Below are 26,070 nucleotides of genomic sequence, written 5' to 3'. Positions count from 1 at the left end.
TTGGTCAGCCTCCCAATGCCTTTCGCATGTTCTGGAGCCGGAGCTTAACCTCGGCCGCTTCCGCGTTCTGGCAATTGGGCGTCTGCCGCAATGCACCCGGGTTGTTGCGGCACTCGGTAATCGTACGGGACAGCAATTCGGTGTCGGCGACGAACTCGTCCACCGTATGAGTTCGCTCCGCCTCTTGCGAACAAGCCGACAAGAGCACCAGGGAAAGGACGATGAGGGTGCACTTCACTGCAGCGCCGCCTTCATATTGTCCATCCGTTGGCGCCAGTCCTCCGCCTTGCGCTGTTCGTCGACCTGGTTCTGCGCCTGCTGCACCATCCTCAACCCCTCCATCCGCAGGACGTCGGTCTGAAGAAATGCCTGTTCGGCCTGCAGCCGAGCCTGCAGGTCGGCAATCTCTTTGGCGTCGCCAGCCGTGGAAATCTTTCCCCGCAGCTGATCAATCCCGTCGATGCGCTTGGTCGCGGCATCGTAGATTTGCTCACCAACGCTCATTTGCCCGGCATTCTTGTTCTGAAGCCGGGACAATTCCCGAGCGTAGAAATCATCGGCGTCAGTGCGGTAGGTCGAGTTACCTTCCAGAAACCTTGAGGCGGAATCACCGAACACGCCGGTGCCGTTGCCTTTGAGCAATCCCTCGATGGCAGCGAAGTCAAAGGGAAGCGCCTTGCGGATCGCCGGATCGTTGAGAACGTTGGCGACATCCGCCATATCGGTCAGCTTGTTGAGCGAGCCATAAAGCTGCCGAGCCTGGCCGATCTGCTCATTGAGCGCGTCGAGTTGCGACTTGAGCTGCGCGATGCTCTCGATCTGCTTGGCAATCGCAGCCTGATCGTTGACAGGAATCCCCTGCCCTGACGCGCCTTCAGCAGCAAGCATGAGCACCGCGCTGAGCAGTACGCCATGAAGTCGATAGGAAGTCATCAGCTAGCACTCCTTCGCTGTTGGAAAATGGGAAGCCAGTTCTCGACGTCGTCTCCAACCTCCGCGCGGATCGCGTCGAGAAGTTCGACATTGGCGGTCCGGCCGGAGAGGATGGCGAGCTCGTCATCGAAGCCGTTGAGATCGAGCTCGGCAACGACGCTGTTGTGTCCTTGCTTCAACACGAACCTCCGGCTTTCAACGGAAAGCTCGCGCGCTATCAATTCGTATTCGCGCTCGGTGAGCTTGAATCCATCGACATAGTCGGCATGGTTGCCGCGCGAGTTGGGCAGGAAGATCTGTGTCGGGCATTGCTCGATGATCGTGTGCGCGATTGGCGAGTTCAGCGCGTCGCGGGGGCTTTGCGTGGCAAACAGCATCAACCCATTTTGTTTGCGGATGGTCTTCAGCTTGTTTTGCGCAAGATCGCGGAACCCCTCGTCCTGTAGCGCCTTCCAGAATTCGTCGATGACGATGATGATCCGGCGGCCATCGATCATCTGCTCGACGCGATGGAAGAGATAGGCCATCAGCGGTGTGCGAATTTCCTCGTTGTCGAGGAAGTCGGTCATGTCGTAGCCGATGAACTTCCCTGATCCGCCGAAATCGCCAAATCCGATATCTTCGTTGACATTGTCGAAGACCCAGCCGAGCGGCCCTCCCTCTTCCCACCGGCGGAGCCTCGCCGCGATACCTTCCGGATCCGTATTGTTGAGGAAAGCCCGCAGCGCCCCTATTGTGCGTCGCTCAGCGGGCAGGTCGGCAAGGCCGTCGATCGCGCCGGAGATGTCGCGAAGTTCGGTGACAGTCAGTTCCCGCGCCCCTGAACCCACAAGCTTGCCGATCCAGCGCGCCAGGAACACCTTGTTCTCCGGCGTCAGGTTGAGGGCCTTTAAGGGAGCGCAGCCGGTGGGGACCCCGTTCTTCAGCGGCAGGTAGGTGCCTCCGGCGGCGCGAACATAAAGGTCCGCGCCGCGATCCTTGTCGAAGAACACCACGTGCGGGTCGTGTTTCTCGAGCTGTGACAGCATGAAATTGACAATCACGGTTTTGCCCGCTCCCGACGGACCGCACATGAAGGTGTTGCCCAGATCGCCATAATGGAGATTGAAGTAGTAGGGCGAGCCTGAAGCGGTCTTGAGCAGGGCGACGGCGGGTCCCCACTCATTGCCTTCCTTCTGTCCGATCGGATAGGAATGGAACGGTGACAATGCTGCGAAATTCTTCGAGCTGATCGCGCCTGAGCGCGCGCGGTAACGAAAATTGCCCGGAAGTTGCGCCCACCATGCCGCTTCGAGGCCAAGATCCTCACGCGCAACGACAGCCCCGCCATTGGTCAGGCTGGCGCGAACCTTTGCCAGATTGTCGGTTAATTCCTTTAACGTGGTCGCAAAGACGGAGAGTGTCAGGTGATGCTCGCCGATCACGAAGCGGTTGGACTCCAGGTCGTCCATCGCATCGTCAAGTTCATCGATTTGCGAAGCCGCCTTGTCGCCGCTGCTCACCAACTGGTTTTGCTTACGCCCCATGATGACGCGAGCGTCCGCCTTCGACACAAAGCAGAACGACTGTGAGAGAATGAGCTCAAACGGACTGTTTAGAACTCCGTCCAGCATGCCTGTCCTGGTGCGGGCTGGATATTCCTTGAAGCTCAGCATGCCGGCAAAGCGGCTTTCTGCCTCATGCCGGATCTCGATCGTTTCCCGACCTATGATTACGCGATCAGAGTAAATTGCCGAGGCGACGCGACCTTCGGTAAGCGGCACACGCTCACGCCTCCCGCCGACGAGCTGGTGCAGCACCTCGCTCGGTTCAGAGAAGAGCATGCCTTCCTGTTCGTAAAGAGAAAGGGCCCGTGGCTCAAAGCGCCTCAAGCCCGCCACTACGTTGACGACTTTGTCCTTAAGCTGTTTCAGAGCCTCTTCATCCAGCTCCACATCGAGTCGTTTTGACCGTCGAAGGTACGACAGCAGCTTCCCCGCCTTGTCTGCAGGGCCACGCACTGGCGACCAAAGGACGGTCAGATAGAGATCGTTGCGGAAGAGGTGCTCGCGCGCCATGCGTTCCCGGTATTTCTCGTTGAGCGAGGCGGAGAATGGCGTTGCGAACGTTCCGCCCGGATAGTCGCTATCCCTGCGCCGAATGAGATGGGTCCAGATCGCGAGCCGCTCATCGGCTATATTTCGATAGAGCGTGTTGAGGTCGCGATGGAGCGCGTTGATGTCGAGCAGATCAGCAGTTTCGAACGATACGCCTGCGAGCGCGACCATGACCATGAGTGTCCGGGACTCGAGCGCGATTGTCGTCTCGTCGACGTGCCGCACGTAAGGGATAAATGCCTCAGGCGTGAGTTCGCGTGATCTAAGGGTGGCGATGTCAGGCAATTCCAATATCCCTTTCGTCGAAGCGGCGTGTCAGTCTCAGAGGGGAAAGCGTTGCCCCGCCCCAATAGGCACCGTTGCGCGAACGGCCGCGTGTCTCGACCCAGGCGAGCAGGATGCGGAACATGTTGTGATCGTGCTTGACGAGCGCTTTGAAGATGAGATGGAAAACGATGCCGACGAACGCGTAGGCGATAGATCCGGCGACGATGTAGAGGATCGTCGTGACCATGATGTTGAAGCCCATCGCCTCCATCGTGACACCGGCAATCATCGCGGGACGCGTACACGCGATGAAGAGTGTGTCTTCTTCGAGAACCGTTTGTCCGCCCACCATCCTCAGGCTCCGACGATGGTGTTGACGAGTTCGGTGGCGCCAAAGATGCCGCCAATTCCGATGATCCAGAAGCCCGCTCGCCTCAGGTCCATGTAGCCAAACATCCAGGCGATGCAGATGACGATGACCGCAATCACGGCGAGAAGCTTGGCAATGTTTCCCGTCAACATGTCGACGATGTTCTGCAGGACGGTTTCTATGCCGGCGGCTTGCGCGAAGGCGGGCTCAACCATCGTCACTATAATGGCGACAGCCGCGACGGACGAAGCGACGACGGGTCTGATCCGGGAACTAATTATCATTCACTCTGCTCCAATTCCAATTGATTGTCTTGAAACACCAGGACGGATGAACGGCTTCGGGTCTTGAAGACGTCCCACGCGGACGCTGCCGAGATCGCGTGTGCTTCCCCCGGAGTGTTTTCCGCCACCACTTCGGCAACGACGTCTGCTTGGGAAGAATTCGCCGACACGTTTGTCTGCAACCCTTTTCCCGTGTCGCCGATTGTAAATCGAGCCACTGTCGGTCCGAGCCGTTCGATTTCGCGGCGAACCTGATCGCCATAGTTGACCACGCCCCCGACCGACGGATCGTCACGTCCATAGCAGGATTGCAGCACCTGCTCGGCCCTGGGACTGTCAGCACCCACCTTCACCGAGAGGCAGCAATAGCCGTCGAATGGCGTCGCTGGAGCATTCAGATTAAGGCAGCGAGCGACAGCGGCTGGTATCGAGAGGTTCAATCTGCGCAGTTCTTCCGGCCCGACCCCGTCGGGACCAATGTGTATGTCATGGCATGTTGCCTCCGAGGATGCGGCGACTTCGATTACATCGGCCTTGGTCGCAGGTTGCCGCCCGAGCGGTGCACGGCTGTTGATCCTGATGGCGAACGGAGCGAACCGGCTTTCGGGGCTGACCACACCCGCAAGAGCCTCCGATGCAACGAAGGGTGCGCAGGTCTGCGCAAGATCTGAGAAGACAACGGGCATGTCAGAACCACACCCTCTGCGTGCCGACGCCCTCAATCGTCACATCGACGTATCGAGGTTTCTCGCGGACCAGAGGTCGCGCCACGGTATTGGCCAGGCATTGATATCGCCCGTCTACCCTTTGCCACCTCGGTGACGTGACAGAGCCCTTGTTCGGATCGCCACCGTCTCGATCTCGCTGGCAAAAGTCATCGCTCACGGCCTGCAGCGACTTGGAAATGCACGTCGCGTCACGTCCGCTGGGACCGTAGCCAGCAGATAAGCGGTAGCCGGCGTTGCAGTAATATGGTGCGTAAAGAGGGCGTGAGGTCTGAAAACCCACGCCCGCGCAAGTTGGAAACGAACGCCCTTTTGCCAACCACCTCCAAAGCTTCTCGACGGGCGGCCTGCATTCGCCATACTGGGTCGGACCGCCGGGATTGGATAAGCACAGGATAACCTGGCACCCCCATTCGTCGGCACGAGCGCTTCGCTCCGAAATGGTATAGAGTGAAACGAACCCTGACGCTGCTATGATCATTCGAAAGAAAAGGCCCTTCATGCCCCCTACTCTCCGTCTTCCTAAATGTCCGCCTCAACTGAACGGCGACTCGTCTCAATTATTTGACTATGCAAATAATAGATAGTTAAAACGATGGCAAGCAATTTAAGTGAAAGATGGCAGAGTCACGCCTTGTCCGTATTTGCGGTGCGTGAAATCCTGGAGAAGCCGATCGACGGTGAATCGGCGCAGTCGCGCATCAAACAGATCGGCATGATGAATATTCTCTATCTGATGCACCAGGCGCATCAGAAGTTAACACTTTCAAATGTGATTGATATTACCGGAATGACGCGTGGTGGGGTGATCGAAACCATTGAACTCTTGGTCCGGCGGGGCATCCTTACGGAAACGCTGGGAAGAAACTCAATGGGGCGAGGAACGGCTCGACAGTTTGAGTTTTCCCCGCAGGTTTTTGCCGCGCTTGGTGGTTCCGCGGCGACCGGAAATGCGTGATTTTACCAAGTATATTTTATACAGTATTTAATGTGGACGCCGTTTTAGATTAAAGGGTCGGCATGTGCCGTACCGCTCACCAGCATTGTCGCGGAAGATTTTCGCTGCCGATGGATACTGCCGAGTTCGTTCCAGGGGTCTGTGCCTGGTACAGCAGCCTCGACTGACCCTCTGCCACAGCGATGGCGCGAGGCAGGCCATCAAGCATTTGGCTGGGGTGACTGATCACGGCGATACGCCAATCCTGTAGTTTTGTCGGGCCGGCTGCGGAACGGATGGTCTGTAGCGGGGTTATTCTCTGACAGAAACAAGCAGGGTCGGTCATCTGGGCTCGAGCTGCTCACCAAGGAGATCAACATGGACCTTCCGCAGAACACGGTCGTTGCCGTTGCCGATGGCGAAAAGCTTAGCCTTTTTCGGAACGACGGCGATGCGGCGACTGTCAATCTGACAGCGTTGCCAGATCTGGCGATCGACAGCTCGAAGATCTCTTCCGGCGCCCGACATTCCAGTAGCTCGGCTAATCCCGACGATAGTCAGCAAGACGAAGACGGGTTTGGTGCAGGTGTTACGGATATGCTGAACAAGCAGGTGCTTGAGGGCAAGATCAAAAGTCTGGTGATTATCGCGGCACCGCGCACACTGGGTGAGATGCGCAAGGGCTACCATAAGTCGTTGTCGGACGTTCTTATTGGAGAGCTGGATAAAGATCTGACTGGCCATTCTGTGCAGGATATCGAGAAAGCACTTGCTATCGCTTAAATCCTGCATCTAAACGGCGTGATCGGCCCCGCCATTCCCGGCGGGGTTTTTGCTTGGCGCTCGTTGGGAATGTAGAGAATCGGCAACAATTTAGTGTTGCCAAATTTTGCGAGACTGTCCCTGACAAAAACGACGCCACGACTTCTTGCTTACGTCTTATTTCAGGAGATGGCGGGACTGATCTGAATAGCCGGTACGGAGGCGCAAAGCTGAAGTCACTCCCGAGTTGGTCCAAAGAGGAAAAGAATGTGGCATGCACTCCGACCGTGGGGGCGAAGAGACCACAATTGCGCAACTGCGTCTGAGCGAGGGAACAAACCGGACGAAATCTCCGTTGCTCGTCATAATTGTTCATTTGGAGGCGTGTCATGAAACTCAAGCTGGCTCTAAGCGTGATTCTGGGCGTTACCTTCACGGCAGCAGTCGCGGAAGCACGTACTCAATGGCATCTTTACGGTACGGTTCCGGTGACGGGTGACGACGTACGTGAGATCGCCTATCGTTCAGCACTCGACAGATGCAGTTTTGAATCTTACCCATCATACCACCCCGTCGGTATTTATGCAGGTGCGTATGGCTCTCCCGAAATGCGCAGATGCATGTACCGTATGGGTTTCATCTTGGAAAATGGTGAGCCTCTCGCATACCCCGTGAGGAAGGCGAAGTACCTGCTAAGGTAACAAGACGCCAAAATATGTAAGATTGAAGCGACTGACAGTCACCGTTTCAATCACGATGAACTTGGTACGTTTACGGCCCCGGTTCCTCATCAAAGAGGAGCCATTTTGGTTTGCCGAGTGAATCGCGTATTGAAATCCAGCTTCCGAATATCGACTTTCAGGATAACCTGGAGGTCGAAATGATCTACATTGTCATCGCGTTATGCGCGCTCGTAACAGCATTCTTTGCTTGCCGGTATTATGCCGCCAAGATTCTGCTTGTCGAACACAATATCGACAAAGCTATCGCACGGAAATTTGAGTCGAGTGGGAAGGCTATTGAGCTCGCGAAACTTCGAGAAGAAAACGCAGTGATGCGAAACCTTTTGCTCGACCTTCTGGAAAACGAAGTGGCTTTTCCGGTGCAGCAGGCAACGGTATCAGTCGACGACTTATTCAGGATGAAAGCAACCAAGATCCAAAGGTATCGCGAGATACTGGCCGAATCCCGGCACGTCTTGCAGCAGCGTGAGGCCAGTCGCGTTTCCGGGCTCTCCAGCTCACTTAAGAGTACCGAGCGCAGGATTTAAGGTTCAACACACACTCAGCGAAAAATAGCAAGAAACCGAGCAACGGGGATGACGGAAAAGCCGACGGCAACCCTTCCTGGAGCGTCTCCTGTCGGCCCTATGCAGACTTCCAAAAAAGTGTGAGACAAGGCCGGCGGACGATAATCGCCTTAATCCAACGCAGGGAAACCCGATGGAGTCACATAGTCAACCGATACACATAGCGTTCTCACGATTAGAAGCAAAAATTTTACACCAAGCCTTGAATGAAGTTTGCAATGGTCTTTCCCTGCCAGAGTTCGAAACTCGAATGGGAGCGAATCGCGATGAAGTCGAAAATCTGCTTACCAGGTTGACCGAAGTCCTTGATGCCCCATGACCGCAATGGGCGCGAAGCTGCCTATGCAGCAATCGGGCCATCTCGTTCATCGGCCTAATTTCTCCACGATCTCCGCAACACTTTGTTCGACAGACAGGAGAGAGGTATCTAAGCGCAGATCGGGTATCCAAGTCTCATAGTGCATATTCTGGATTGCCGCCCATGATGGCGGGGATAGCCCGTCAACAGAAGGTGATCTTGTCTCTGCGCGATGGCGGTGAACCGCAACATCGGAGCAAAAGATCTCGACCTCGATGAATCTAGTGCCAGACTCAGCGGCGACGTCTCGAAACGCTTTTCGGGTTAGAGGCAAAGGGTTGACGGAGTCTACGATAACCGTGTGCCCGAGCCGCAGGTTATCGGCCGCCAATCGAAAGAGTGTCACATACCCGCTTGGGCCAACATCCAGCCCTTCCACCAATGGTGCGGTTGTACGGATTGCCTGCTCGACAGTGTCCACCCTGAGATAAAGCGCCTTTATTCTCCGTGCCAACGCTTGAGCAACGGTGCTTTTTCCTGATCCAGGCAGTCCGCCGAAAATTACAAGCATTGTTGATTCCCGCCATGCCACTGCCAAACTAACAGAATTGTCTTTCAATGTCCCCTACTGGCGCAATCCAGCCGTAACAACTTTCGGCCCATTGCGGACTTTTGGTTGTCACAGGTACTGTAGCTGTCATGGACTCTCTGTCCAAATTTCATTGCTGACAGGCCGCAAAAGTGAACGAACCCTATAATACGACGATCATTCAAATCATCATCGGTGCTCTGAAAGAGCTGGAACAAGAAGACGATGTCATCCTTCTAGGGCCATCACCTCGAAAGGCCGCCGAGAAAATTGCCGCGAAACTAAGGTCTATGGTGCCGAATCCTGACCTCACGCCAGAAGAAATGCGCGGTGTACGACTGCTGATTCTTCATGCGATCTCTAACAAGTCATTTTTTGACTGGGAGATGCCGACGCTGACGGGATTTACTGCTGCGAGGTTTCAAGAAATTGCAGAAAAGCTTCCTCGTGAATGACAGCAAATAGCGCACAGGTGACGTGTTACGCCGCTGCGAAGCGTTGCCTGCTTTCAGGCGCGTCCCATGATGGCCTCTGTGACCGACACGAAGGCGCTTTGCCGACTGGCCGGAGCCGACCCCATTATCGCCGTTCACTATGCGGGCTGACTTCCCGGAAGCAATCATCGCGGGGGGGCCTTAGCTGTAAAGGTAGCGACGCATGCAATAGAGCAGCGTTGCCATTTCCGCGTTCTCGCGCAAGTCGATCGCGCGCCTGAAGAGGAACCGATGGGTCGCCTCGTCGACGCCATTAGTTAGCTCGCATTCAAAGGTGAACCGATGCGTCTGTGAGGATCGGCTGGTTTAGCGAACGGAAGCTTCCGTGAACTTAATGCGGGCCGAACGACCGATTGAAGCCGCTTTGCCAGCTTGCCAGACCCGATCCCATTCTGGCCGTTTGGCGCCAGAACGCCAACGCCCAAAAGCCGCCGCGAGCAACTAATCCAAAAGCTTGCCTTGCGCTCCGTCCTTATACCTCGCTCGCAGCTTCCCCAAGATCTCGTGTGAGAAACATGACGGTCGCCAAATCGGACGTTCCTCTGGGAAACTCTCTCCCAGATCGTGCCACTCGACACGAGCATCGGCGGTCGTGCCCTGGAAAGTGGCCTCAATATTGGCCGAGAGGGCTGGAGCACTGTCGGGAATTAATATCCTCTGCCTCATGGTCGTGGTTTGCTCTGGGCCGGCGGTGCGCCGAACTTGCGGGAATAGGCGCGGGAAAATGCGGCGGCGCTGCCGAAGCCGACCCCGGTGGCGACCGATTTGACACTTCGTCCGGCGCGCAGTTCTGCTCGTCCAAGCGCCAGGCGCCAGCCATTGAGGTAGGCGATAGGCGACTGGGCAACGGTTTGCGTGAAGGTGGAAATGAATTGTCCGCGCGACATATCCGCTATGGCGGCAAGGTCCGCAATCCGCCAATTTCGCGCCGGATTGTCATGTATGGCCACAAGGCTGGGATGCAGTCCGGGGTGCGCCAGACCCGCCAGTAATCCCGCATCGACCGTGCCGATCGCTATTGCCTTGCGGATCGCAAGCACGACGATGATCTCGCATAGACGCGCCTCGATAGTACCGCCACCACAGCGGGCGACCTCGACCTCGGCCACCATCAGTTGACACAAACCGCGCAATTCCGGTTCGTTGGCCAGTGAAAGGCACAATTCGTCTGGCAGTGCACCGACCAACGGATTGGCACTACCGCCAAAATCCACTGTGGCGCCAGCGCATATAGCTGCGCCACCCGGCAGCGACGCCGTGGATCTGGCGCGATAAAGCAGATGGGTTGGTTCACCTGCGCCATGGACATTGATGATCAGGAGGTTAGCGGCTTCAGCACAATCGCAACGTGATGCGCCAAGATGAAAGGCTTTCAGGAAAGCCGTCAACCGATCATGTTTTCGCCCGGAATCTGAACTTTCAGTCATGTATTTCCTCCCTTTCCTGATCGCAAATCTTGTATCCTCCTTGAGCGAAGCACGCCAGCACGTCTAAACAGACAAGAGACAGCATGACACAGGATTCTGCAGCTAAATTTGACGCCTCCCGCGCAGGGGAATACGCACGACAAAGTAGGATAGCGCTGGCCGGATATGACGCCTGCCACGAGCTTTCCGCCTGCATGCTGTCTGCAGCTCTGGGCGAAGGAACGGCGGCACGGGTGCTGGTTGTCGGGGCTGGCGGTACGGCGGGCGAAATCATCGCCGCCGCTCGGCTGGAACCGCAATGGTCCTTTGTCGCCGTCGATCCTTCAGCACCGATGCTCAACCTTGCACGCGATCATCTGGTCAGGGCCGAAGTGTCTGACCGGGTGGAGACCGTCCTCGGAACCGTCTCCGATCTGGATAGAGCTCCATCGTTTGACGCCGCAATCATGATCGGCGTGCTGCACCATTTGCCAGGGAACGCCGCAAAGCAGGATGTTCTGGCGCAGATTGCAATGCGGCTGTATCCTGACGCGCCCCTGATTGTGGCGGGGAATTATCGGGCGTATGCCTCTCAGCCCCTGCTCATGGCAGCCTGGGCAGCACGCTGGCGTATGAACGGCGCCGGGCCTGAAGAGGTCCAGGCCAAAATGGGCAAGATTCTGCAGGGTGCGGAGCCACCCCGATCGGAAGACGAGGTCATTTCGTTGCTGGAGGGCGTTGGTTTCAACGAACCGCTTCGGTTTTTTGCAAGCCTGTTTTGGGGAGCATGGCTTGCCCGACACGTGGGGAACGCTAAGTGAGCGCCATAATCTGCTCGATTTGCAGACAGTTTGGATCAAAGAGACAAGTTCACTCTAAGCCATCCGGTATTGGCAAATTGTCAACCCGAACCCCGATGGCTCAACGTAACGCCGGGGCGAAAAACGCCGTATGAGCACACTCGCGCAGCTAGAGGATAGCTTTCAGGCATTCGAAGCGACAACGCGAGCGACTTGAACGAAGGCGTATATCCGGAAAAGGCCGATGCGCCGAAATACACGGTCCCGCTCGGCTCGGTGCCCTTGGCTCATATGATAAAAATCGGCGAGGCTGCATGCAACCTCGCCGTATCTGGCCGTTGACTTGCGCGTTCTATTTACGCGTAAAATTCGGGAGCCTTCTTGAAGTTCGCCCAGGCGTCAGGGTCATGGCCGGTGACGACTGTCGCATCATGCTTTTCGGCATAGGTGCGGAGCTTCTGAACAGAACGGACCGTGTCAACGGTCGAGGCAAGGAAGCCAGGCAAAGCCTTCTCTTCCCAGTGGTCCAGTGTGTAGGCAGCATCGATCGTCAGGAGAAGCGGTTGGCTGTTTGGCAGGCGCACCAGGAAGGACTGGTGGCCGGGTGCATGACCGGGCGTGAAGATCGTGGTGAGCGTGCCGTCACCGTAAACGTCGTAATAATCGTCCTGCGTACCGTTGAGGAACTGCCACTTCAGGCCCGGCTTGTCGAAGTCCTTGCGGATATAGCCACCGCCAGCAAACCAGTCGGGCGTAAAGGCATACTCATATTCAGAGCGCTGCACGATGTGGGTTGCGTTGGGGAAGCGACCGATGGCGCCGGTATGATCGAGATGCAGGTGCGACTGCACAACATATTTGACATCGGCCGGATCGAAACCAAGCGCCTTGATCTGGTCAACGCAGCCCTGGTCCTTGTCCAGCACTGGCCAATAGACATCGCAGATGCCGCCCCAATGGCCACGCGGATCCGTTGCAACTTCAATCGCGTTGCCGCCATCGATCACGGTGTGCCCGGCCGGATGGGTAATCAGGAAAAACGGAACGGGGATCTCATAGTCCGCACCGTTCCCCTGGTTCATCTTGATGTTGTGTACCTTGCATTTCAGCGTACCCGACTGAAGCATGTAAAGTCTGATATCGGTCACTCGTTTTCCTCCCTTGGGACTGAAGATATTGCTGTAAGAAATGGGTCAGAACGCCTCGCGGTAGAGCGCAAGCGCATCCTCTTCGCGGACTTCGACCGGATTATTGACCAACAGACGGCTCTGTTTCATTGCGTCGGACGCAAGCATGGCGAGCGTGTTGTCCGTCACGCCGACATCGCGCAGACGCCGCGGCGCGCCGCTCTGGTCCATCAGCGTTTCCATATGCTGAACGAACGCATCCGAACGGGTTGCCGCATCCCCTTCACCCGGAACACCCAGCACGTCGGCAAGCTCCGCATAAAGCGACGCTGCAGCCTTCGCGTTAAAGCGTAAAACCGGCCCCAGCATCAGGGCATTGGAAAGCCCGTGTGGCACGTGATAATGGCCGCCCAGCGGATAAGCGAGCGCGTGGACGGCGGCCACCGGTGAGTTGGCGAAAGCCTGACCTGCCAATGTCGCACCCAACAGCATGCCTTCCCGGGCTTTCCGGTCGGTGCCGTCCTTGCAGGCGGCGATCAGATTTGCACCGAGCAGACGTAGTGCCTCGCGCGCCAGAGCATCTGATAGCGGGTTCTTCTTGTGTTTGCCGGTGTAAGCCTCGATGGCATGCACCATGGCATCGATACCGGTGGCAGCCGTATGGACCTGCGGCAGTCCCACCGTCAGTTCAGCATCCAGAAGAACGAAATCAGCGTAAAGCTGCGGAGAAACAACCCCCATCTTGGTGGTTTCTCCCGTGGTGATGATGGAGATGTTTGTGACTTCCGAACCGGTACCAGCCGTGGTCGGAACCAGCACGAGCGGCAGGCGTGATCCCTTAACGTTTCCGATCCCGTACATGTCGGCAAGCGTCTGGTCGGAGACCAGAAGGACAGCCACGAGCTTGGCGATGTCGAGCGATGAGCCCCCGCCAAGACCGATGACGATATCGACTCCGATCTGCCTTGCGGACTCGACGCAGTCGGCAACGATGTGCTCTGGCGGATCAGCAACGACCTTGTCGAAGATCGTGACGTTAAAGCCGCTCGCCGCAAGGGCGTCAGCGATCGGCTTGATGAGGCCGGCCTTGATGAGACCTGCATCGGTAATCAGCAGCGCCTTGCGCGCCTGAAACCTGCCGGAAAGAATCTCTCCGAGGCGCTGGGCGCCACCCCAGGCAACCTGCATGGAGGGAACGGTGCGGAATTCGAAAGGGTTGATGGTCATCTGATCCTCCCAGCGTGATCTCAGCCGATGGCCGAGCACAGGTATTTGATTTCAAGATATTCATCGATGCCGTAGTGCGAGCCTTCGCGGCCCAAGCCGGACTGCTTCACGCCACCGAATGGTGCGACTTCGTTGGAGATGAGGCCTGTATTGTGGCCCACCATGCCGTATTCGAGTGCTTCTGCGACACGCCATGTCCGGCGGACATTCTCGGTGTAGAAATAGGCCGCCAGACCAAATTCGGTGTCGTTCGCCATCGCGACCGCTTCGTCTTCCGTCCCGAACCGAAAGAGCGGGGCGACGGGTCCAAAGGTCTCCTCACGGGCAACCTTCATGGCCTGGGTTGCACCAGTCAGAACCGTTGGTTCGTAAAATGTGCCTCCAAGAGCATGGCGCTTTCCACCGGTGACGATCTTTGCTCCCTTGCCAAGGGCGTCAGCAACGTGATCCTCGACCTTTGCCACGGCATCCTGGTCGATCAGTGGACCGATCAGAACACCAGGTTCGGTGCCCTCACCGACGGACAGGCTTTCGACCCTTTTGACCAGTTTTTCCGCGAATGCGTCGTAAACACCATCCTGGACATAGATCCGGTTGGAGCACACGCAGGTCTGCCCGGCATTGCGGTATTTCGACACGATCGCGCCCTCAACGGCCGCATCCAGATCGGCATCATCAAAGACGATGAAAGGCGCATTGCCACCAAGTTCCAGCGACAGTTTCTTGATCGTCGGGGCCGATTGCGCCATCAGCAGACGACCGACTTCAGTCGATCCGGTAAAGGAGATCTTTCGCACCGTGTCGCTTTCGGTAAACACCTTGCCGATATCGCGTGCGGCGCCCGTCACCACCTGGAAGACACCGGCGGGAACGCCCGCTTCTTCGGCGAGAACACCCAGAGCAAGTGCGGTGAGTGGCGTCTGTTCAGCCGGTTTGACGATCATCGTGCAGCCTGCGGCAAGTGCCGGGGCCGCCTTGCGGGTGATCATCGCGGCCGGGAAGTTCCATGGCGTGATCGCGGCGCAGACGCCAATCGGCTGCTTCAGGATGGTAATGCGCTTGTCGGTGGTCGGCGAAGGAATGGTATCGCCATAAACACGTTTGGCTTCCTCCGCGAACCATTCCACGAAAGATGCCGCATAAAGGGCTTCGCCCTTTGCTTCCGCAAACGGCTTTCCCTGTTCGGCAGTCATCAACGCACCAAGATCGTCAGCGTTCGCCACCATGAGATCAAACCATCGACGCAATATGGCAGCGCGGTCCTTCGCAGCCCGGCGGCTCCACTCGGAAAATGCCTTGCCTGCTGACTCGACTGCAGCTTCGACCTCATCTGCCGACAATGAAGGAACGTGACCGATGATCATCGAGTTGGCGGGATTTTCCACCGCAATCGTCTTGCCATCCGCAGCTTTCAGCCAGCGACCATTCACCAGGCAGGCATCACGCAACAGCGCCGCATTTTTTAGCTTGATCATCGACCTCTCCCGCACTAGAGTTCAACTAATTGAACTTGAATCATTAGAGTGAACTATGGCCAAAGGGGCCAAGTGTGTCAAGGAAGGTGCATGGCTGAAGATCAACAATCGTCGCAAATATCAGACACTGTACCGGCACTCAGACGCGCCGTGCGTATTCTGGATCTTGTGGCAGGTTCCCCACGGGACCTCACAGCAGCCGAGCTGACACGATTTCTGGATTTGCCCAAAAGCAGCGCGCATGGCTTGCTTGCGGTGATGACTGAGCTTGATCTTCTGGCGCGATCTGCCGATGGAACCCTGCGTATTGGACCCCACTCGCTCAGATGGGCGAATGGTTTTCTATCGCACCTCGATATCGTATCGACATTCAACGACCATCTCGCCCAGCGCCACGACCTCGATCCCTACACGGTGACCCTCACCGTCCGCGAGGGTGGCGAAGTCGTTTACATCGGCTGTCGCAACTCGGCTCAGCCGCTTGGACACACGTTTCGGATCGGTATGCGTCTGCCGGCGCCATTTACGGCCACCGGGAAGATCCTCCTGTCCGATCTGGGGCCCGGTGAATTGAGGATGCTGTTCTCTCAGTTTCCTCAGCCTCTGACATCAAGGAGCGTTGCTGCCCTTTCGCAGCTTGAAGAGGAACTGGCTCTGACGCGCGCTCGCGGCTACTCCATCGACGATGGTCAGATCCGCGAAGGTATGCTTTGCATTGGGGCTGCCATACGCGATTACTCGGGAGCCGCATCTGCCGGCATTGCAATCAGTCTGATCCGCAGCGAAGCCAGCGACGAAAAAATCGCTAGCCTTGGTGAGGAGCTTCGCACCACCGCCAACGCGCTTTCTGAAAAGCTTGGGTACCGATCGCAGAAAGACTAGTCGTAACCCGTCGCGGTATAGTCGATGCCGACGAGCCCAGCTTTGCTGTATGCGCCAGTGCACCGATACCCCAGGTAGCCCCCTGTCCCGAGTACGGCTGCGCCGAGCGCAGTTCCCGGTCGAGAACATAAAAGACATCATCGATGTATTGAGCACCAAGGGAAAAGACTTCGGTCCGCAGATGCGCGATCCACCGCGTTGCCTTATTCCTGGCTGGGACGAAGCCGAGCAATCGGTTGTCATCACAGGTCATGGCCGTCGGGGACGGGGCGAAAACCTGCGTGCGCGTCTCCACGAACTTGCCAATAATCTCTCGGCAATTGCAGCGCCAGAAGGCAGACCGTAGGTTCTCTACCCGGCGAAACCTGGCAAGAGTGGAAACGATGCCTATTGTTAGATCAAGGAACGCGAGACGACTCCTTCGGAGCGTGTCCTAGGTGTCTCGCCGGACTGTATGAGGCGGCGTCTGTAAGCTCGGGACCTGTTGCAGCCGATATCTCGGCAAACGCAGTTGAACTGGCTAATATCCGGTCATCTCCAGATAACCTTGTCCAGATGTGCTTCCATCAAACTCTATTGGCCCTTCCCAGTAGGGGGTTGACGTCGCCATCCAGGCCTTCTCGTTCAGGGGCTTCGTTTTTATGTCGAGGCCACGGCTGGGTATCTTCACGCTCCATTCGACCGGAACGCTCTTGCCGTTGATATTCGCGGTTCGCAACGGACTGAGCAAAACGTCGTCGGGATCGACGGGAGACGGCCTGCCATCGGCGGAAATCCAGTTGGCGGAGATGTAGCCGCTTTTGTCGTCACGCAGACGGAAGGCCATGAGTTTTTCGCCGGATGCAAGGTGAAGTGAAAACCAGTCCCATCCCGTCTGGCTCGAGGCTAGCGGTTGCGACGACCATTCCCGATCGAGCCACGCCTCGCCCGTTACCTCATGGGTTTCACCATCAAGAAAGACGCTGCCGCTGACACTGTAGAATGGCTGGGAGTAATAATAGCTTGCCTGGCCCTCTGCCGATTTAACGGAGTAGCCGTTGTCCCCCTGACGCACCAAAGGCCCGTGGGCCTGAAGTTTCAGACGATATCGGAAGCTCTCGCCATTGGCGTTCAAATCAAGCTGATCGAGGTCGTCCCGTGCATCGTCAGTCCCTGCCTTCATTTGCCAATTGTCAATCCAGGCCTCGAAGGGTTCGCCTTTGACCCCCGCCTGCCCCACGCCTCCCCGCGCCAGCCGTTCGGCAACATGGTGGCGGCTCGCAGTCGTCACGGCTGCGTGGCCAATCCAGATTTGAGGGTCGGACCATCCGGGGCGCTCGACAGGTTCAAGGGCAGAACGAAAGAGTGTCCATTGGACGCCCATGCGCTGTCCATCGGCCGTTTGCAGATTTGCAGTAACGTACCACCACTCGATCCTGAAACCGGGATGTGCCTTGTGGTCTTTCGGAAAGACGAGTTCAACGCCTCGTGTGGGAATGCTGAAGCCTTCGGCATTTGACCCGAGGCCCGCAAAGCCCTGCCCTATGACCGGCGTGGACAAGGAAGTGCATGAAGCGCAAAGGAGCAGGAGGACGGCTTTAGCGTTCACTGGCGAATATCCTCAAAAGATCGGCCGGCGCGGTTTTAGCAAGCCGTCGAACAGGGATCAGGACCGAAATGATGGCGGCGAGCAGGGCAACAAGACCCAGCCTCAGCCAGTCCAGCGGAAACAGGATCAGCGGCAGTCGCCATCCAAAAGCCTCCACATTGATGATTGCCAGCAAAACCCAGGCCAGTCCCAGCCCGACAGGAATGGCAGCAATGAATGTCACAAGCCATAGAGCAAGAGTTCGCAGCACCTCCAGCATCGCAAGGTCGCGTCGACGAAGTCCAAGTGCCCAGACAGGAGCAAGCTGCGGCAATCGAAGCGAAGCGAGCGTAAGCTGGCTCGAAAACATGGCAAAACCCGCCACCGCGAGCGTGAGCACATTCAGCGCGCCGGTGACCGCAAACGTCTGTTCGAAGATTGCAGCAGACTGCCGTTTCAGCGAGGCCTGGTCTACAATATTGGCTTCGGGCAGGCCGAACTCCGTCATGAGGCGTTGTCTGAAGCCCGCAACCTCCTGTAGCTCCATGCGAAGGCCGTATCTCAGCTTTTCAATGTCCGGGTAGTGCTGGACGAGGGCATCAAGACCAATGATGATCTCGCCCCTCGGATTGCCATAGTCGGAAAACACCCCGACGACCCGGGCTTTCCAGCCACCTGGCATTTCTATCTCTGCGCCGGGCGACGCCTTTCCTGACCTCCAGAACTGTTCGTTGACCAGTGCACCCTTACCGCTTGCAATCTCATCCCATGTTGCGGGCGCACCCGAAATCAACGGCCAATGATCCCTGTATGTCGCATCGTCAGCGACGCCGAAGATGCGGACCTTCTGCCCCGCAATTTCCCCTTCCGTACTCCAGATGGGTAGAACCGCCCTTGCATGGTGTGGAAACCACTGCCGCAGACGCGCAGCTTCAGCCTCGTCACGGGCCGTCACATAGACCTCTGCGGCCAGGCGCTGATCGAGCCATCCCACAAAGGTTTGCCTGAAGCTTGAGACCATGGTGCCGACCCCGATATTGGCCGACAAAGCGAGCAGCAATGCCATCAGCGCCAGGGAAAGACCCGGCAGTTGCTGGCGCGTATCGGCGAAAAACCAGCGGGTCAGTCCGTGTCCGGAGATGTGTTCCGCCACTCTCATGCCCAGTGCCAGCAAGGTTGGAAGAATGAGTGCAGCACCCAGAAGAAGCGCTGCAAGCACTGCGAAACCTGAAATGAGCCCGCCGCCCAGCAGCACAAGCGCGCCGGATACAAAAAGCAGAACCATCCCGGCGGCCGCCTGATGGAGGAGGCTTTTCGTGGACACCATCGCCCACGCCCTGCCCTGTGCCGTGGACAGTATCGGCATCCGCCAGACGCGGAGGAGATGTTGAAGCGAGGAGAGTCCGGTCCCCACCAGCGCCATTGCAAGGCCGGCGATCCACCATTCAGGCCGCAGCGAGAGTGAACCGGCAACACTGGCCCCGTAAAGGCCACGCAGGGTCGCGGCCACGCCCGGCAATAGAGCCGATGCGACCACGTAGCCGACGACAATGCCCAGCGCTCCCGATACCAGCGCAAAAAGCGCGGTTTCGACAACCAGCATCGTGGTCAGGGAGCGAAGCGAGACCCCGAGCGACCGCATGGTCCTGAACGACCCACGCCGTTGCTCGAACGACAAGCCCGTTGCGGAATACACGATGAAGAGACCGACAACGAAGGCAAGAAAACCAAAGGCGGTCAGGTTGAGATGAAAACTGTCCGTGAGCCTTGCAACGTCGGGCCTGCTACTTGCGTGTTCGAGGGAAAGTTCAGGGGCTATGTTTCCGATCGTCGGAAGATCGGGGTCTTGCGATGGCGAAACGATAAGCCGGCTCAGTTCACCATTGCGTTTCAACAGGCGGTCAGCCGTGGAAATATCGACAAATGCTGCGCCGTCGGGGAGATCCGCTCGTGCCTTAAGGGAAAGGCCAGAGGTATCTTTCAATGTGGCAGCCGTTGCAGGCGAAACGATCATCTGTCCGGGCGTCTGGATGAATTCCACCAGCCCGGACGGATCAGATGGTGCAGGCACCATTCCGTCGGGTGGCATGGTCAGAGGGTCGATGCCGATAAGCCTGATACGCGTCGTACCAAACCTGTAATCGCCTTCAATGATCGGAGAGACGTGCAAACCCGCCCTTCGAAGCCGGGCATATGTTTGCGAGGAAATTCTGCCGGCGTCCTTTGCCACCAGTTGATCCAGCTGGTTTTGCGCCAGGACCAAGGCCGCCCGGTCATAACTTGCTCTGGCTTCGGCATTGATTGCCTGGACCGCGCACCAAAGGCCGGTTGCAAGCGTGACGCCGACAATGAGGGTGAGAAGCTGAAGCGGTCGGTAGCGCCAGTGTGAGAGCAGCGCCCGGAAAGCGGTCCAGTTCATTACGAAACCTTTCCGCCACTCAGCGCGATACGCCGATCGAGTTTTACCGCCAATCGGCTGGAATGGGTCACCAGGAGGAGTGTGATCTGCGCGGACTTTGTCAGTCTCAACATAATATCGATGACGATATCAGCCGTCGCCTCGTCGAGATTACCTGTCGGCTCATCGGCAAGAATGAGGGGCGGTCTTGCCGCAAGCGTACGTCCGATCGCCACCCTTTGCTGCTGACCGCCGGAGAGCTGTTCGGGATAGCGTGCAAGCAGCTCTCCGATCCCCAGCGCCTCGACCAGGCTTTTTTCCCAGACCGGGTCGAAACGGCCCGCCAGCCGGGCGTGAAACGAGATATTGGTTCCGACATCGAGGCTCGGAATGAGATTGAACTGCTGGAAGATTAAGCCCACCTCCCGGCGTCGGAAGCTCGCTCGACCGGCCTCGTCAAGATCGGTTATTTTCCGCCCCCCCACCGTGATGATGCCACTGTCGGGCAAATCAAGGCCGCCGGCCAGATGCAAAAGCGTACTCTTTCCGCTGCCGGATTCCCCCGTCAGGGCAAGACTTTCGCCGGCTTCAAGTGAAAGGTCGACGCCGTTCAGGACCGGGATAATGCCTTCGGCTGTGTGGTAGGATTTCTTGATGCCGGAAAGTGAAAGGACCATGGCTCTTCGATCTCTGCTTCGTCCTATATGGACCGATATGCTGGCGGATCTCAACCGGTTTAGATACCGATATTCGACGCGCAGCCTAAACGACCGCACCGTTTCTGCCTGTAAAGTCGCCCTCCCCTCTGGCGTCTCCCCCTCCCGTTCCGAGCGTGAGATGGCACCCGACACAAAAAACACTCGCCGTAGCCTGCCGACAGTCATGGCGGCTCCAGGGGCCGGATTGACCAACGAACTACATGATCAACGTGACGGTTTATGTCGCGGCCCCTTAGATCATTTCTGAGCCGGGCACCATCCGGACAGCGGACTGCACAATGACGGGTTCATCGTGCGAAAATCTCTTCTGCATAAAAGAAAGACGCGACATCTGAACCCGCTCTTGCTCTGCTGTGGTCTTGCGAACGCGGTGACGCGGTCGGCGCAAGCGCCCAAAGAGAGCCGCCTGCGCATCCGCTCGCAGCGTCAAGGAAGGTGCCTTGGCGCCCTCGGTTTTTTCAGCGTATCCATGAGTTCCAGCGCTGCACCAGCTTGCCCATGTTCGCGTTGATCCATTGTGCATCAGGGACGATGATCCGGTTTTCAACATCTGCCGCAGATGGGAGGGTGGCGCGAGCCTCAGATGACATCTGCGAAATCGCTTTCTGACTTGGAGGAGTGCAAGAAAGCGTTTCGCAGGCTTTGGCCTGCACCGCAGGATTCCTTAGCCAGAACTCAATGAGCTTCAGCGCATTTCCCCGATTCGGTGCACCACGCACGAGCGCTATTCGATCGCCCACAAGAAATGCGCCATCGTAACTCCAGCCAATCTTGTAACCTTCTGCTCTCAAGGCCTTCGCGCGCGTCAACCAGATCTGTCCAACGCGATACTCGTCATTGCGAAACGCCTGAACGCTTTGATCTCCCGTCCTCCACCAAACCTGTACACTGTCCCTGACTTCGTCAAGCTTGCGAAATGCTCGATCTACATCAAGTGGGAAAAGTTTTTCTCTCGGCACTCCGTCCGCGAGCAATGCTGCGGCCAACACTCGCCATGGATCGTCAAAATTAGGAAAACTTCGAGCACCCGGAAACTTCGCCAGATCCCACATGTCAGCCCAAGTTTGAGGGTTGCTGCCGTTCTCATTCAGTTTGTAAGCCAAAAGGGTGGAGGTTGACTGCAATTTCGCCCCGCCGCGCGTACAAGAGTCGGCCAGCAGGTCCGTGCTGTTAATGAACTGCTTGCAAAAGTCTGACAGGTCTTCCGTTATGGCGAAGTGTGCGTCGGATCCAGCTTGGATTTCGCCATCCAGATAGAGGTCCCAGGTGACGTTGCCTGTTTGAACCATAGCAGTGACCTTCGCCCTCTTCTCGGCATCTGTTCCAGAAACAGTGACGACTTTTATTCCTGTCGCTTTCGTGAAGGGCTCGAACCACGCTTCACGCAGGGCCTTTTCGTAGGTACCTCCCGTCGTAGCAATGACCACTCGTTGCTCGGCACTCGCCTTTTCAAGCCCAAGAGCGAACATGAGAGCAAAGGCGGCGAACACGTAAAACGCGGATTTCAGGCAAGCCTTCGGCGTCTGATCCGATCTGATCATTTCAAATCCTCTTCAGTTAATGTGGAGTTAGTGTCTGCTTCGAGTAGTCAGAAGTTGCGCCACCGTCATGAGCACGAGCGAGATCGCGACGAGCACGGTTGACGCGGCGGCGATCACTGGCGTGAGATTGAAATCGATATCTTCGAACATCTTGCGTCCAATCGACTTCCCGCCAATGTCAGAGATGAAGAACGAAACCGTCGCGTCATCGAACGACGCAAGAAATGCAAAGACCGAAGCCGCGGCGACGCTCGGGCCAATATTAGGCAGCATCACGAGGAAAAAGCTCTGAAATCGATTTGCGCCGCAGTTGAGAGCCGCGAGTTCGAGCGAAGGGTCAAACTTCTGCACCGCAGCACCCACCACGATCATGACATAGGGGATGGCTAAAACCGTGTGCGCGAGAACAAAGCCTGCAAACGTCCCAGTTACTCTCCACGGTGAGAACACCAGGTAAAGCGATACACCCAGAACCACGTGCGGGACGATCATTGGCCCAAGCGCAAGGCTCTGCAGAAGCCCCTTAAAAGGCAATCTGCTCTTTGCGAGCGCGAGCGCTGCTGTCGTGCCAATGGTTGTTGCCACGATAGCTGTCGCGAAGGCGACCTGCAGGCTGAACAATGTTGCCGACATCCAGTCAGGATCAGAGAAATACGCCCTATACCATTTTAAAGTGAGGCCTTGCGGTGGAAACGCAAGGTAGCTGCCGTCATTCAAGCTCATCGGGATGACGAGAAATGTCGGCAGGATCAAGAATACCGTTATCAGGAAGACGAAGAAGCCTGCGGTATAGATCCGTACGATATTGCGATACCGTCCGACGGCATTGCGAAGTGGCCGCGCCAAAGAAGGCCGGACCGGAAATGTTGAACTATCAGATGCCACTGTTCAGCCCCTTGCTTAGCGAAAGAGTTCTTCGAAATATGATTACGACGGCAAGCGTGACGACCAGCAGTGAGGTTGAGAGCGCAGCCGCAAAAGGCCAATCGAGCAGGACAGTCGTCTGTTGACCGATGAGCGTTGCCATCATGAGCGATCCTGCTCCCCCTACCAACGCCGGGGTGACGTAGAAACCAAGTGCAAGAACGAAACTGATAACGCAGCCCGCAAATATCCCAGGAAGGCTCAGAGGAACAATGATTGCGCGAAAAGCGTGCAATCGAGTTGAGCCAAGATTCATTGCCGCCTGAACGTACTCCGGAGGGATAGCCCGCAGTGCCGCGAAAATAGGCATGATCATGAAGGGAAGAAGGACATGGGTCATTGCGACGATGACCGCACCCTGTGTGTAGATCATGCGCAGGGGCTCGTCGATGAGCTTGCTCGAGAGAAGTGCCTGGTTGATAATGCCGGTTCTCTGAAGCAGCACAATCCAGGCATATGATCGGACCAGGACCGATGTCCAGAGCGGAATGAGCACGCATCCCGTCAATATGAGGGCCCAGGGGTGTTTGATCCGGACCATCGCGTAGGCTACAGGAAAGCCTAGGAGCAGGCAGCAGCACATAACCGCAAATGCCACGACCGTCGTGGAGAACAGGACGTTTAGATAAAGCGGGTCGCGAAAGATGCGGATGTACAGCTCGAGGCTCATGTCCGGCATACTGAGTGCGACGAGCCTTGCCAGAGGATAAACGAACCCTATCAAAAGCATGAGCGCAGCTGGCAGAAGCAAAAGCAATGCGCCTGCATGGGAATATGTTTTTGCAGAGGGCGTAGAAAACATCACACTTTGTAAATTGGCGAGTGCTCTGGAAGCGGGTGAAGAAGCGCTCATGCCGCAGACGTCTCCTCTTTTGAAAAAAACCTGACAGCCTGCGGGTCGGGTACGAGATCGACCGTATCACCGGCGCGGAAATTTACCTCACTTCCGGTCACGACCTGAACCTCCACCAGCGGTGATCCAGGCAGGTCCAGACGGACCATGAACGCATGGAATGATCCAACGAATGCAAGACTCTCGATCTCAGCTGGTATTGCCCCAAAACCTCGAGGACCTCGTTTTTTCAAGGCGATCCTCTCGGGACGCATGGCAAGAATTACCTCGTCACCAAGCCGGAGTGCCGCATCGACAGAAGCGGTCCGGACAAATACGTCGTCGGCCAATCGCACGAGCATCCCGTCGTCTTCAAAAGAAACAATCTCTCCTCCGACGAAGCTCATTTTTCCGACAAAATCAGCAACAAAACGGGTTGCGGGCGCGTGGTAAAGACTGGAAGGAGCCCCTATCTGAACGATGTTTCCGCCCTGCATTATCGCAACGCGATCGGACATCGTCAGCGCTTCTTCCTGATCATGCGTTACATAAAGGACGGTTGCTCCCACCTGTCTCTGGATGCGCTTGATTTCGAACTGCATGGCTTCACGCAATTTCTTGTCTAGCGCGCCGAGGGGCTCGTCCATCAGCATAACGGGCGGCTCAAACGCAAGCGCTCTTGCGACCGCCACACGCTGCTGCTGGCCACCCGACAGTTCAGAAGGAAACCTGTCAGCAAAACCGGCCAGGTGAACGAGGTCAAGCATGTCGTCTGCCCGCTTCTTCCATCCGGAGCGCCACCGCGATCTGAGCTTTAGCGGGAATGCAATGTTCTGACGGACAGTGAGATGGGGGAAAAGCGCGTATTTCTGAAAGACCATCCCGATATTTCGCTTATTCGGCGCAAGGTCGGTCACATCTCGGTCGCCGATCACGATCCTGCCTGCCGTGGGACGCTCAAAACCGGCAATCATCGTCAGGACGCTGGTCTTGCCTGACCCAGATGGGCCCAGCACTGACACGAACTCGCCTGGCTCCACGCGGACGTCAACACCAGCGACTGCAACGACGTTGCCATAGCTCTTCGCGAGCCCGTCAAGATTTAGAGTCTCACCTATCAATACCTCACCCCTCCGTTTTTTAATGCCGCGACGAACGTGAAAACGAGTGCTCGGAGCAGCTTTCAAGATTATCTTGCCAAGCCAGCGACGCGTAACAGATTAGATGCTAGTAGCGTTTATGATGTCACATAGCGTTCGCAAAAACTTTGCATTCCATTTTTGTGACATCAAAAATGTGGTGAGTCAACGGAACAAGAGGGGAAAATGATCGACATTTTACGTGATGAGAGCGATACCGGCGCCCAAGGCCAGCGAATGGGAAGCATGGTTTATGACGTGCTACGAGAGAGAATGATCCGCGGCAGCTACCCTCCCGGGCACAAGTTTACTGTCCGGGGGATAGCCAGCGAGCTCGACGTGAGCACGACGCCTGCGCGCGACGCGTTGAACCGCCTGACAACCGAATCGGTACTTGTTTTTTCCGGCCCCAAGACGCTCATCGTTCCGACGCTCACAAAGGCGGAATTACGCGATATCACCGTTACGAGGATCGCCCTAGAAGGAACCGCCGCGGAATACGGAGCAAGGAATCCCGACGAAGCGACAAATAGAAAACTCATTGATATACAAAGAGTTATAAACGAGAATTTAGCGGCGGGCCGGTATCACGATGCTCTGTGGCACAACAAGGAATTCCACTTTGCCATCTATAATCTATCCGGACTGACCGGCCTGCTCAGCATGATTGAAACTCTGTGGGCGCGCATCGGCCCTACACTTCTCAACCTCTACCCCGAGTACGCGCAAAACCGCCAGGGTGTCCACAATCACATGGTCGCGATTGAGGCTCTTATTGACAAAGACCCGGCCGGCGTGCGGGCGGCGATAGAGAACGATATCAGGGAGGGTTACCGCAAACTTCGCAACGCCGTATCGGTGACAGACGAATTATAACCTGAACTTAAAATTGACGTCACATATTGACTCATCAAATTTTTGTTGCAACAAAATTGCAAATGACGGGCGCAGTGTGCCTGTCTTCCTCTA

The 26,070-nt window shown here is 56.7% G+C and carries 27 protein-coding genes; 8 read left to right on the top strand and 19 right to left on the bottom strand.

Annotated features, from left to right (window positions below):
* Nucleotides 1-4 precede the first annotated feature (4 nt).
* The 7 genes from ACZ5A6_RS25795 to ACZ5A6_RS25765 are packed head-to-tail and all read right to left on the bottom strand — an operon-like array spanning nt 5 to nt 5,177.
* On the bottom strand, nt 5-238 hold the full coding sequence (locus tag ACZ5A6_RS25795) for an EexN family lipoprotein (RefSeq protein ID WP_003517253.1): 234 nt from the start codon (nt 236-238) through the stop codon (nt 5-7).
* The gene (virB5, locus tag ACZ5A6_RS25790; RefSeq protein WP_464111445.1) at nt 235-933 is read right to left on the bottom strand and encodes a P-type DNA transfer protein VirB5; all 699 of its coding nucleotides are present in this window, start codon (nt 931-933) and stop codon (nt 235-237) included. The genes ACZ5A6_RS25795 and virB5 overlap by 4 nt, the downstream gene beginning before the upstream one ends.
* Nucleotides 933-3,314, bottom strand: coding sequence for a VirB4 family type IV secretion/conjugal transfer ATPase (locus ACZ5A6_RS25785; RefSeq protein ID WP_464111444.1), 2,382 nt, complete (start codon nt 3,312-3,314; stop codon nt 933-935). Before ACZ5A6_RS25785 ends, virB5 begins: the two co-directional genes overlap by 1 nt.
* Nucleotides 3,307-3,648: a VirB3 family type IV secretion system protein gene (locus tag ACZ5A6_RS25780; RefSeq protein WP_013637408.1), complete on the bottom strand. Its 342-nt coding sequence runs from the start codon at nt 3,646-3,648 to the stop codon at nt 3,307-3,309. Before ACZ5A6_RS25780 ends, ACZ5A6_RS25785 begins: the two co-directional genes overlap by 8 nt.
* A 2-nt stretch (nt 3,649-3,650) precedes the next feature.
* The gene (locus tag ACZ5A6_RS25775) at nt 3,651-3,950 is read right to left on the bottom strand and encodes a TrbC/VirB2 family protein (RefSeq protein ID WP_464111443.1); all 300 of its coding nucleotides are present in this window, start codon (nt 3,948-3,950) and stop codon (nt 3,651-3,653) included.
* Nucleotides 3,947-4,636 (bottom strand): lysozyme family protein, encoded by a 690-nt coding sequence (locus tag ACZ5A6_RS25770; protein WP_111790829.1) that lies wholly within the window; start codon nt 4,634-4,636, stop codon nt 3,947-3,949. The genes ACZ5A6_RS25775 and ACZ5A6_RS25770 overlap by 4 nt, the downstream gene beginning before the upstream one ends.
* Before the next feature lies 1 nt (nt 4,637).
* Complete coding sequence (locus ACZ5A6_RS25765) at nt 4,638-5,177, bottom strand: hypothetical protein (protein WP_111790828.1); 540 nt, start codon at nt 5,175-5,177, stop codon at nt 4,638-4,640.
* Between the two features lie 93 nt (nt 5,178-5,270).
* On the opposite strand from ACZ5A6_RS25765, the gene ACZ5A6_RS25760 reads away from it, so the two are divergent.
* The 4 genes from ACZ5A6_RS25760 (at nt 5,271) to ACZ5A6_RS25745 (ending at nt 7,644) form a co-directional block, all read left to right on the top strand.
* Nucleotides 5,271-5,633, top strand: coding sequence for a transcriptional regulator (locus tag ACZ5A6_RS25760; RefSeq protein WP_111790827.1), 363 nt, complete (start codon nt 5,271-5,273; stop codon nt 5,631-5,633).
* 357 nt (nt 5,634-5,990) lie between these two features.
* Entirely contained in the window at nt 5,991-6,395 is a 405-nt protein-coding gene (locus ACZ5A6_RS25755) for a host attachment family protein (RefSeq protein ID WP_111790826.1), read from the top strand.
* A gap of 368 nt (nt 6,396-6,763) precedes the next feature.
* On the top strand, nt 6,764-7,075 hold the full coding sequence (locus ACZ5A6_RS25750) for a hypothetical protein (protein WP_162690687.1): 312 nt from the start codon (nt 6,764-6,766) through the stop codon (nt 7,073-7,075).
* Between the two features lie 179 nt (nt 7,076-7,254).
* Nucleotides 7,255-7,644, top strand: coding sequence for a hypothetical protein (locus ACZ5A6_RS25745; protein WP_333718155.1), 390 nt, complete (start codon nt 7,255-7,257; stop codon nt 7,642-7,644).
* A 404-nt stretch (nt 7,645-8,048) separates the two neighbouring features.
* On the opposite strand, the gene ACZ5A6_RS25740 is transcribed toward ACZ5A6_RS25745, so the two are convergent.
* A complete protein-coding gene (locus ACZ5A6_RS25740) occupies nt 8,049-8,552 on the bottom strand; it encodes a P-loop nucleotide/nucleoside kinase family protein (RefSeq protein ID WP_112497501.1) in 504 nt (167 codons plus the stop codon).
* 170 nt (nt 8,553-8,722) lie between these two features.
* Here ACZ5A6_RS25740 and ACZ5A6_RS25735 point away from each other — a divergent pair, with 170 nt between their 5' ends.
* A complete protein-coding gene (locus ACZ5A6_RS25735; RefSeq protein WP_060642115.1) occupies nt 8,723-9,025 on the top strand; it encodes a hypothetical protein in 303 nt (100 codons plus the stop codon).
* 701 nt (nt 9,026-9,726) lie between these two features.
* Here the strand turns inward: ACZ5A6_RS25735 and ACZ5A6_RS25730 are convergent.
* Nucleotides 9,727-10,491, bottom strand: a complete 765-nt coding sequence (locus ACZ5A6_RS25730) for an AraC family transcriptional regulator (RefSeq protein WP_111791113.1) — start codon at nt 10,489-10,491, stop codon at nt 9,727-9,729.
* Between the two features lie 83 nt (nt 10,492-10,574).
* Between ACZ5A6_RS25730 and ACZ5A6_RS25725 the strand changes: the two genes are divergently transcribed.
* On the top strand, nt 10,575-11,291 hold the full coding sequence (locus ACZ5A6_RS25725) for a class I SAM-dependent methyltransferase (protein ID WP_111791112.1): 717 nt from the start codon (nt 10,575-10,577) through the stop codon (nt 11,289-11,291).
* Between the two features lie 335 nt (nt 11,292-11,626).
* Here the strand turns inward: ACZ5A6_RS25725 and attM are convergent, their stop codons facing one another.
* Genes attM through ACZ5A6_RS25710 form a run of 3 tightly spaced genes read right to left on the bottom strand, consistent with a single transcriptional unit; the run spans nt 11,627 to nt 15,099 of the window.
* The gene (gene attM / locus ACZ5A6_RS25720; RefSeq protein WP_162690714.1) at nt 11,627-12,418 is read right to left on the bottom strand and encodes an AttM family quorum-quenching N-acyl homoserine lactonase; all 792 of its coding nucleotides are present in this window, start codon (nt 12,416-12,418) and stop codon (nt 11,627-11,629) included.
* Nucleotides 12,419-12,463: 45 nt separating this feature from the next.
* Complete coding sequence (locus ACZ5A6_RS25715) at nt 12,464-13,624, bottom strand: iron-containing alcohol dehydrogenase (protein ID WP_111791111.1); 1,161 nt, start codon at nt 13,622-13,624, stop codon at nt 12,464-12,466.
* Nucleotides 13,625-13,644: 20 nt separating this feature from the next.
* Nucleotides 13,645-15,099, bottom strand: coding sequence for an NAD-dependent succinate-semialdehyde dehydrogenase (locus ACZ5A6_RS25710; protein ID WP_020811857.1), 1,455 nt, complete (start codon nt 15,097-15,099; stop codon nt 13,645-13,647).
* Between the two features lie 90 nt (nt 15,100-15,189).
* On the opposite strand from ACZ5A6_RS25710, the gene blcR reads away from it, so the two are divergent.
* A complete protein-coding gene (gene blcR / locus ACZ5A6_RS25705; protein ID WP_111791110.1) occupies nt 15,190-15,981 on the top strand; it encodes an IclR family transcriptional regulator BlcR in 792 nt (263 codons plus the stop codon).
* A gap of 520 nt (nt 15,982-16,501) precedes the next feature.
* Here the strand turns inward: blcR and ACZ5A6_RS25700 are convergent.
* The 7 genes from ACZ5A6_RS25700 to ACZ5A6_RS25670 form a co-directional block, all read right to left on the bottom strand.
* Nucleotides 16,502-17,569 (bottom strand): lipocalin-like domain-containing protein, encoded by a 1,068-nt coding sequence (locus ACZ5A6_RS25700; RefSeq protein ID WP_111791108.1) that lies wholly within the window; start codon nt 17,567-17,569, stop codon nt 16,502-16,504.
* Nucleotides 17,559-19,967 (bottom strand): ABC transporter permease, encoded by a 2,409-nt coding sequence (locus tag ACZ5A6_RS25695; RefSeq protein WP_464111442.1) that lies wholly within the window; start codon nt 19,965-19,967, stop codon nt 17,559-17,561. Before ACZ5A6_RS25695 ends, ACZ5A6_RS25700 begins: the two co-directional genes overlap by 11 nt.
* Nucleotides 19,967-20,623, bottom strand: a complete 657-nt coding sequence (locus ACZ5A6_RS25690; protein WP_111791106.1) for an ABC transporter ATP-binding protein — start codon at nt 20,621-20,623, stop codon at nt 19,967-19,969. Before ACZ5A6_RS25690 ends, ACZ5A6_RS25695 begins: the two co-directional genes overlap by 1 nt.
* A gap of 500 nt (nt 20,624-21,123) precedes the next feature.
* Nucleotides 21,124-22,206 (bottom strand): ABC transporter substrate-binding protein, encoded by a 1,083-nt coding sequence (locus ACZ5A6_RS25685; protein ID WP_111791104.1) that lies wholly within the window; start codon nt 22,204-22,206, stop codon nt 21,124-21,126.
* A 27-nt stretch (nt 22,207-22,233) separates the two neighbouring features.
* Nucleotides 22,234-23,091: an ABC transporter permease gene (locus ACZ5A6_RS25680; RefSeq protein ID WP_111791103.1), complete on the bottom strand. Its 858-nt coding sequence runs from the start codon at nt 23,089-23,091 to the stop codon at nt 22,234-22,236.
* On the bottom strand, nt 23,081-23,983 hold the full coding sequence (locus ACZ5A6_RS25675; RefSeq protein WP_111791102.1) for an ABC transporter permease: 903 nt from the start codon (nt 23,981-23,983) through the stop codon (nt 23,081-23,083). Before ACZ5A6_RS25675 ends, ACZ5A6_RS25680 begins: the two co-directional genes overlap by 11 nt.
* The gene (locus tag ACZ5A6_RS25670) at nt 23,980-25,083 is read right to left on the bottom strand and encodes an ABC transporter ATP-binding protein (protein WP_111791101.1); all 1,104 of its coding nucleotides are present in this window, start codon (nt 25,081-25,083) and stop codon (nt 23,980-23,982) included. The genes ACZ5A6_RS25675 and ACZ5A6_RS25670 overlap by 4 nt, the downstream gene beginning before the upstream one ends.
* A 204-nt stretch (nt 25,084-25,287) precedes the next feature.
* Between ACZ5A6_RS25670 and ACZ5A6_RS25665 the strand changes: the two genes are divergently transcribed.
* Nucleotides 25,288-25,977, top strand: a complete 690-nt coding sequence (locus ACZ5A6_RS25665) for a GntR family transcriptional regulator (RefSeq protein ID WP_010974389.1) — start codon at nt 25,288-25,290, stop codon at nt 25,975-25,977.
* Nucleotides 25,978-26,070: the final 93 nt, after the last annotated feature.

It is taken from the genome of Agrobacterium sp. 6Ca8, from assembly GCF_055382765.1.
This window is presented reverse-complemented; position numbering and strand designations above follow the sequence as displayed.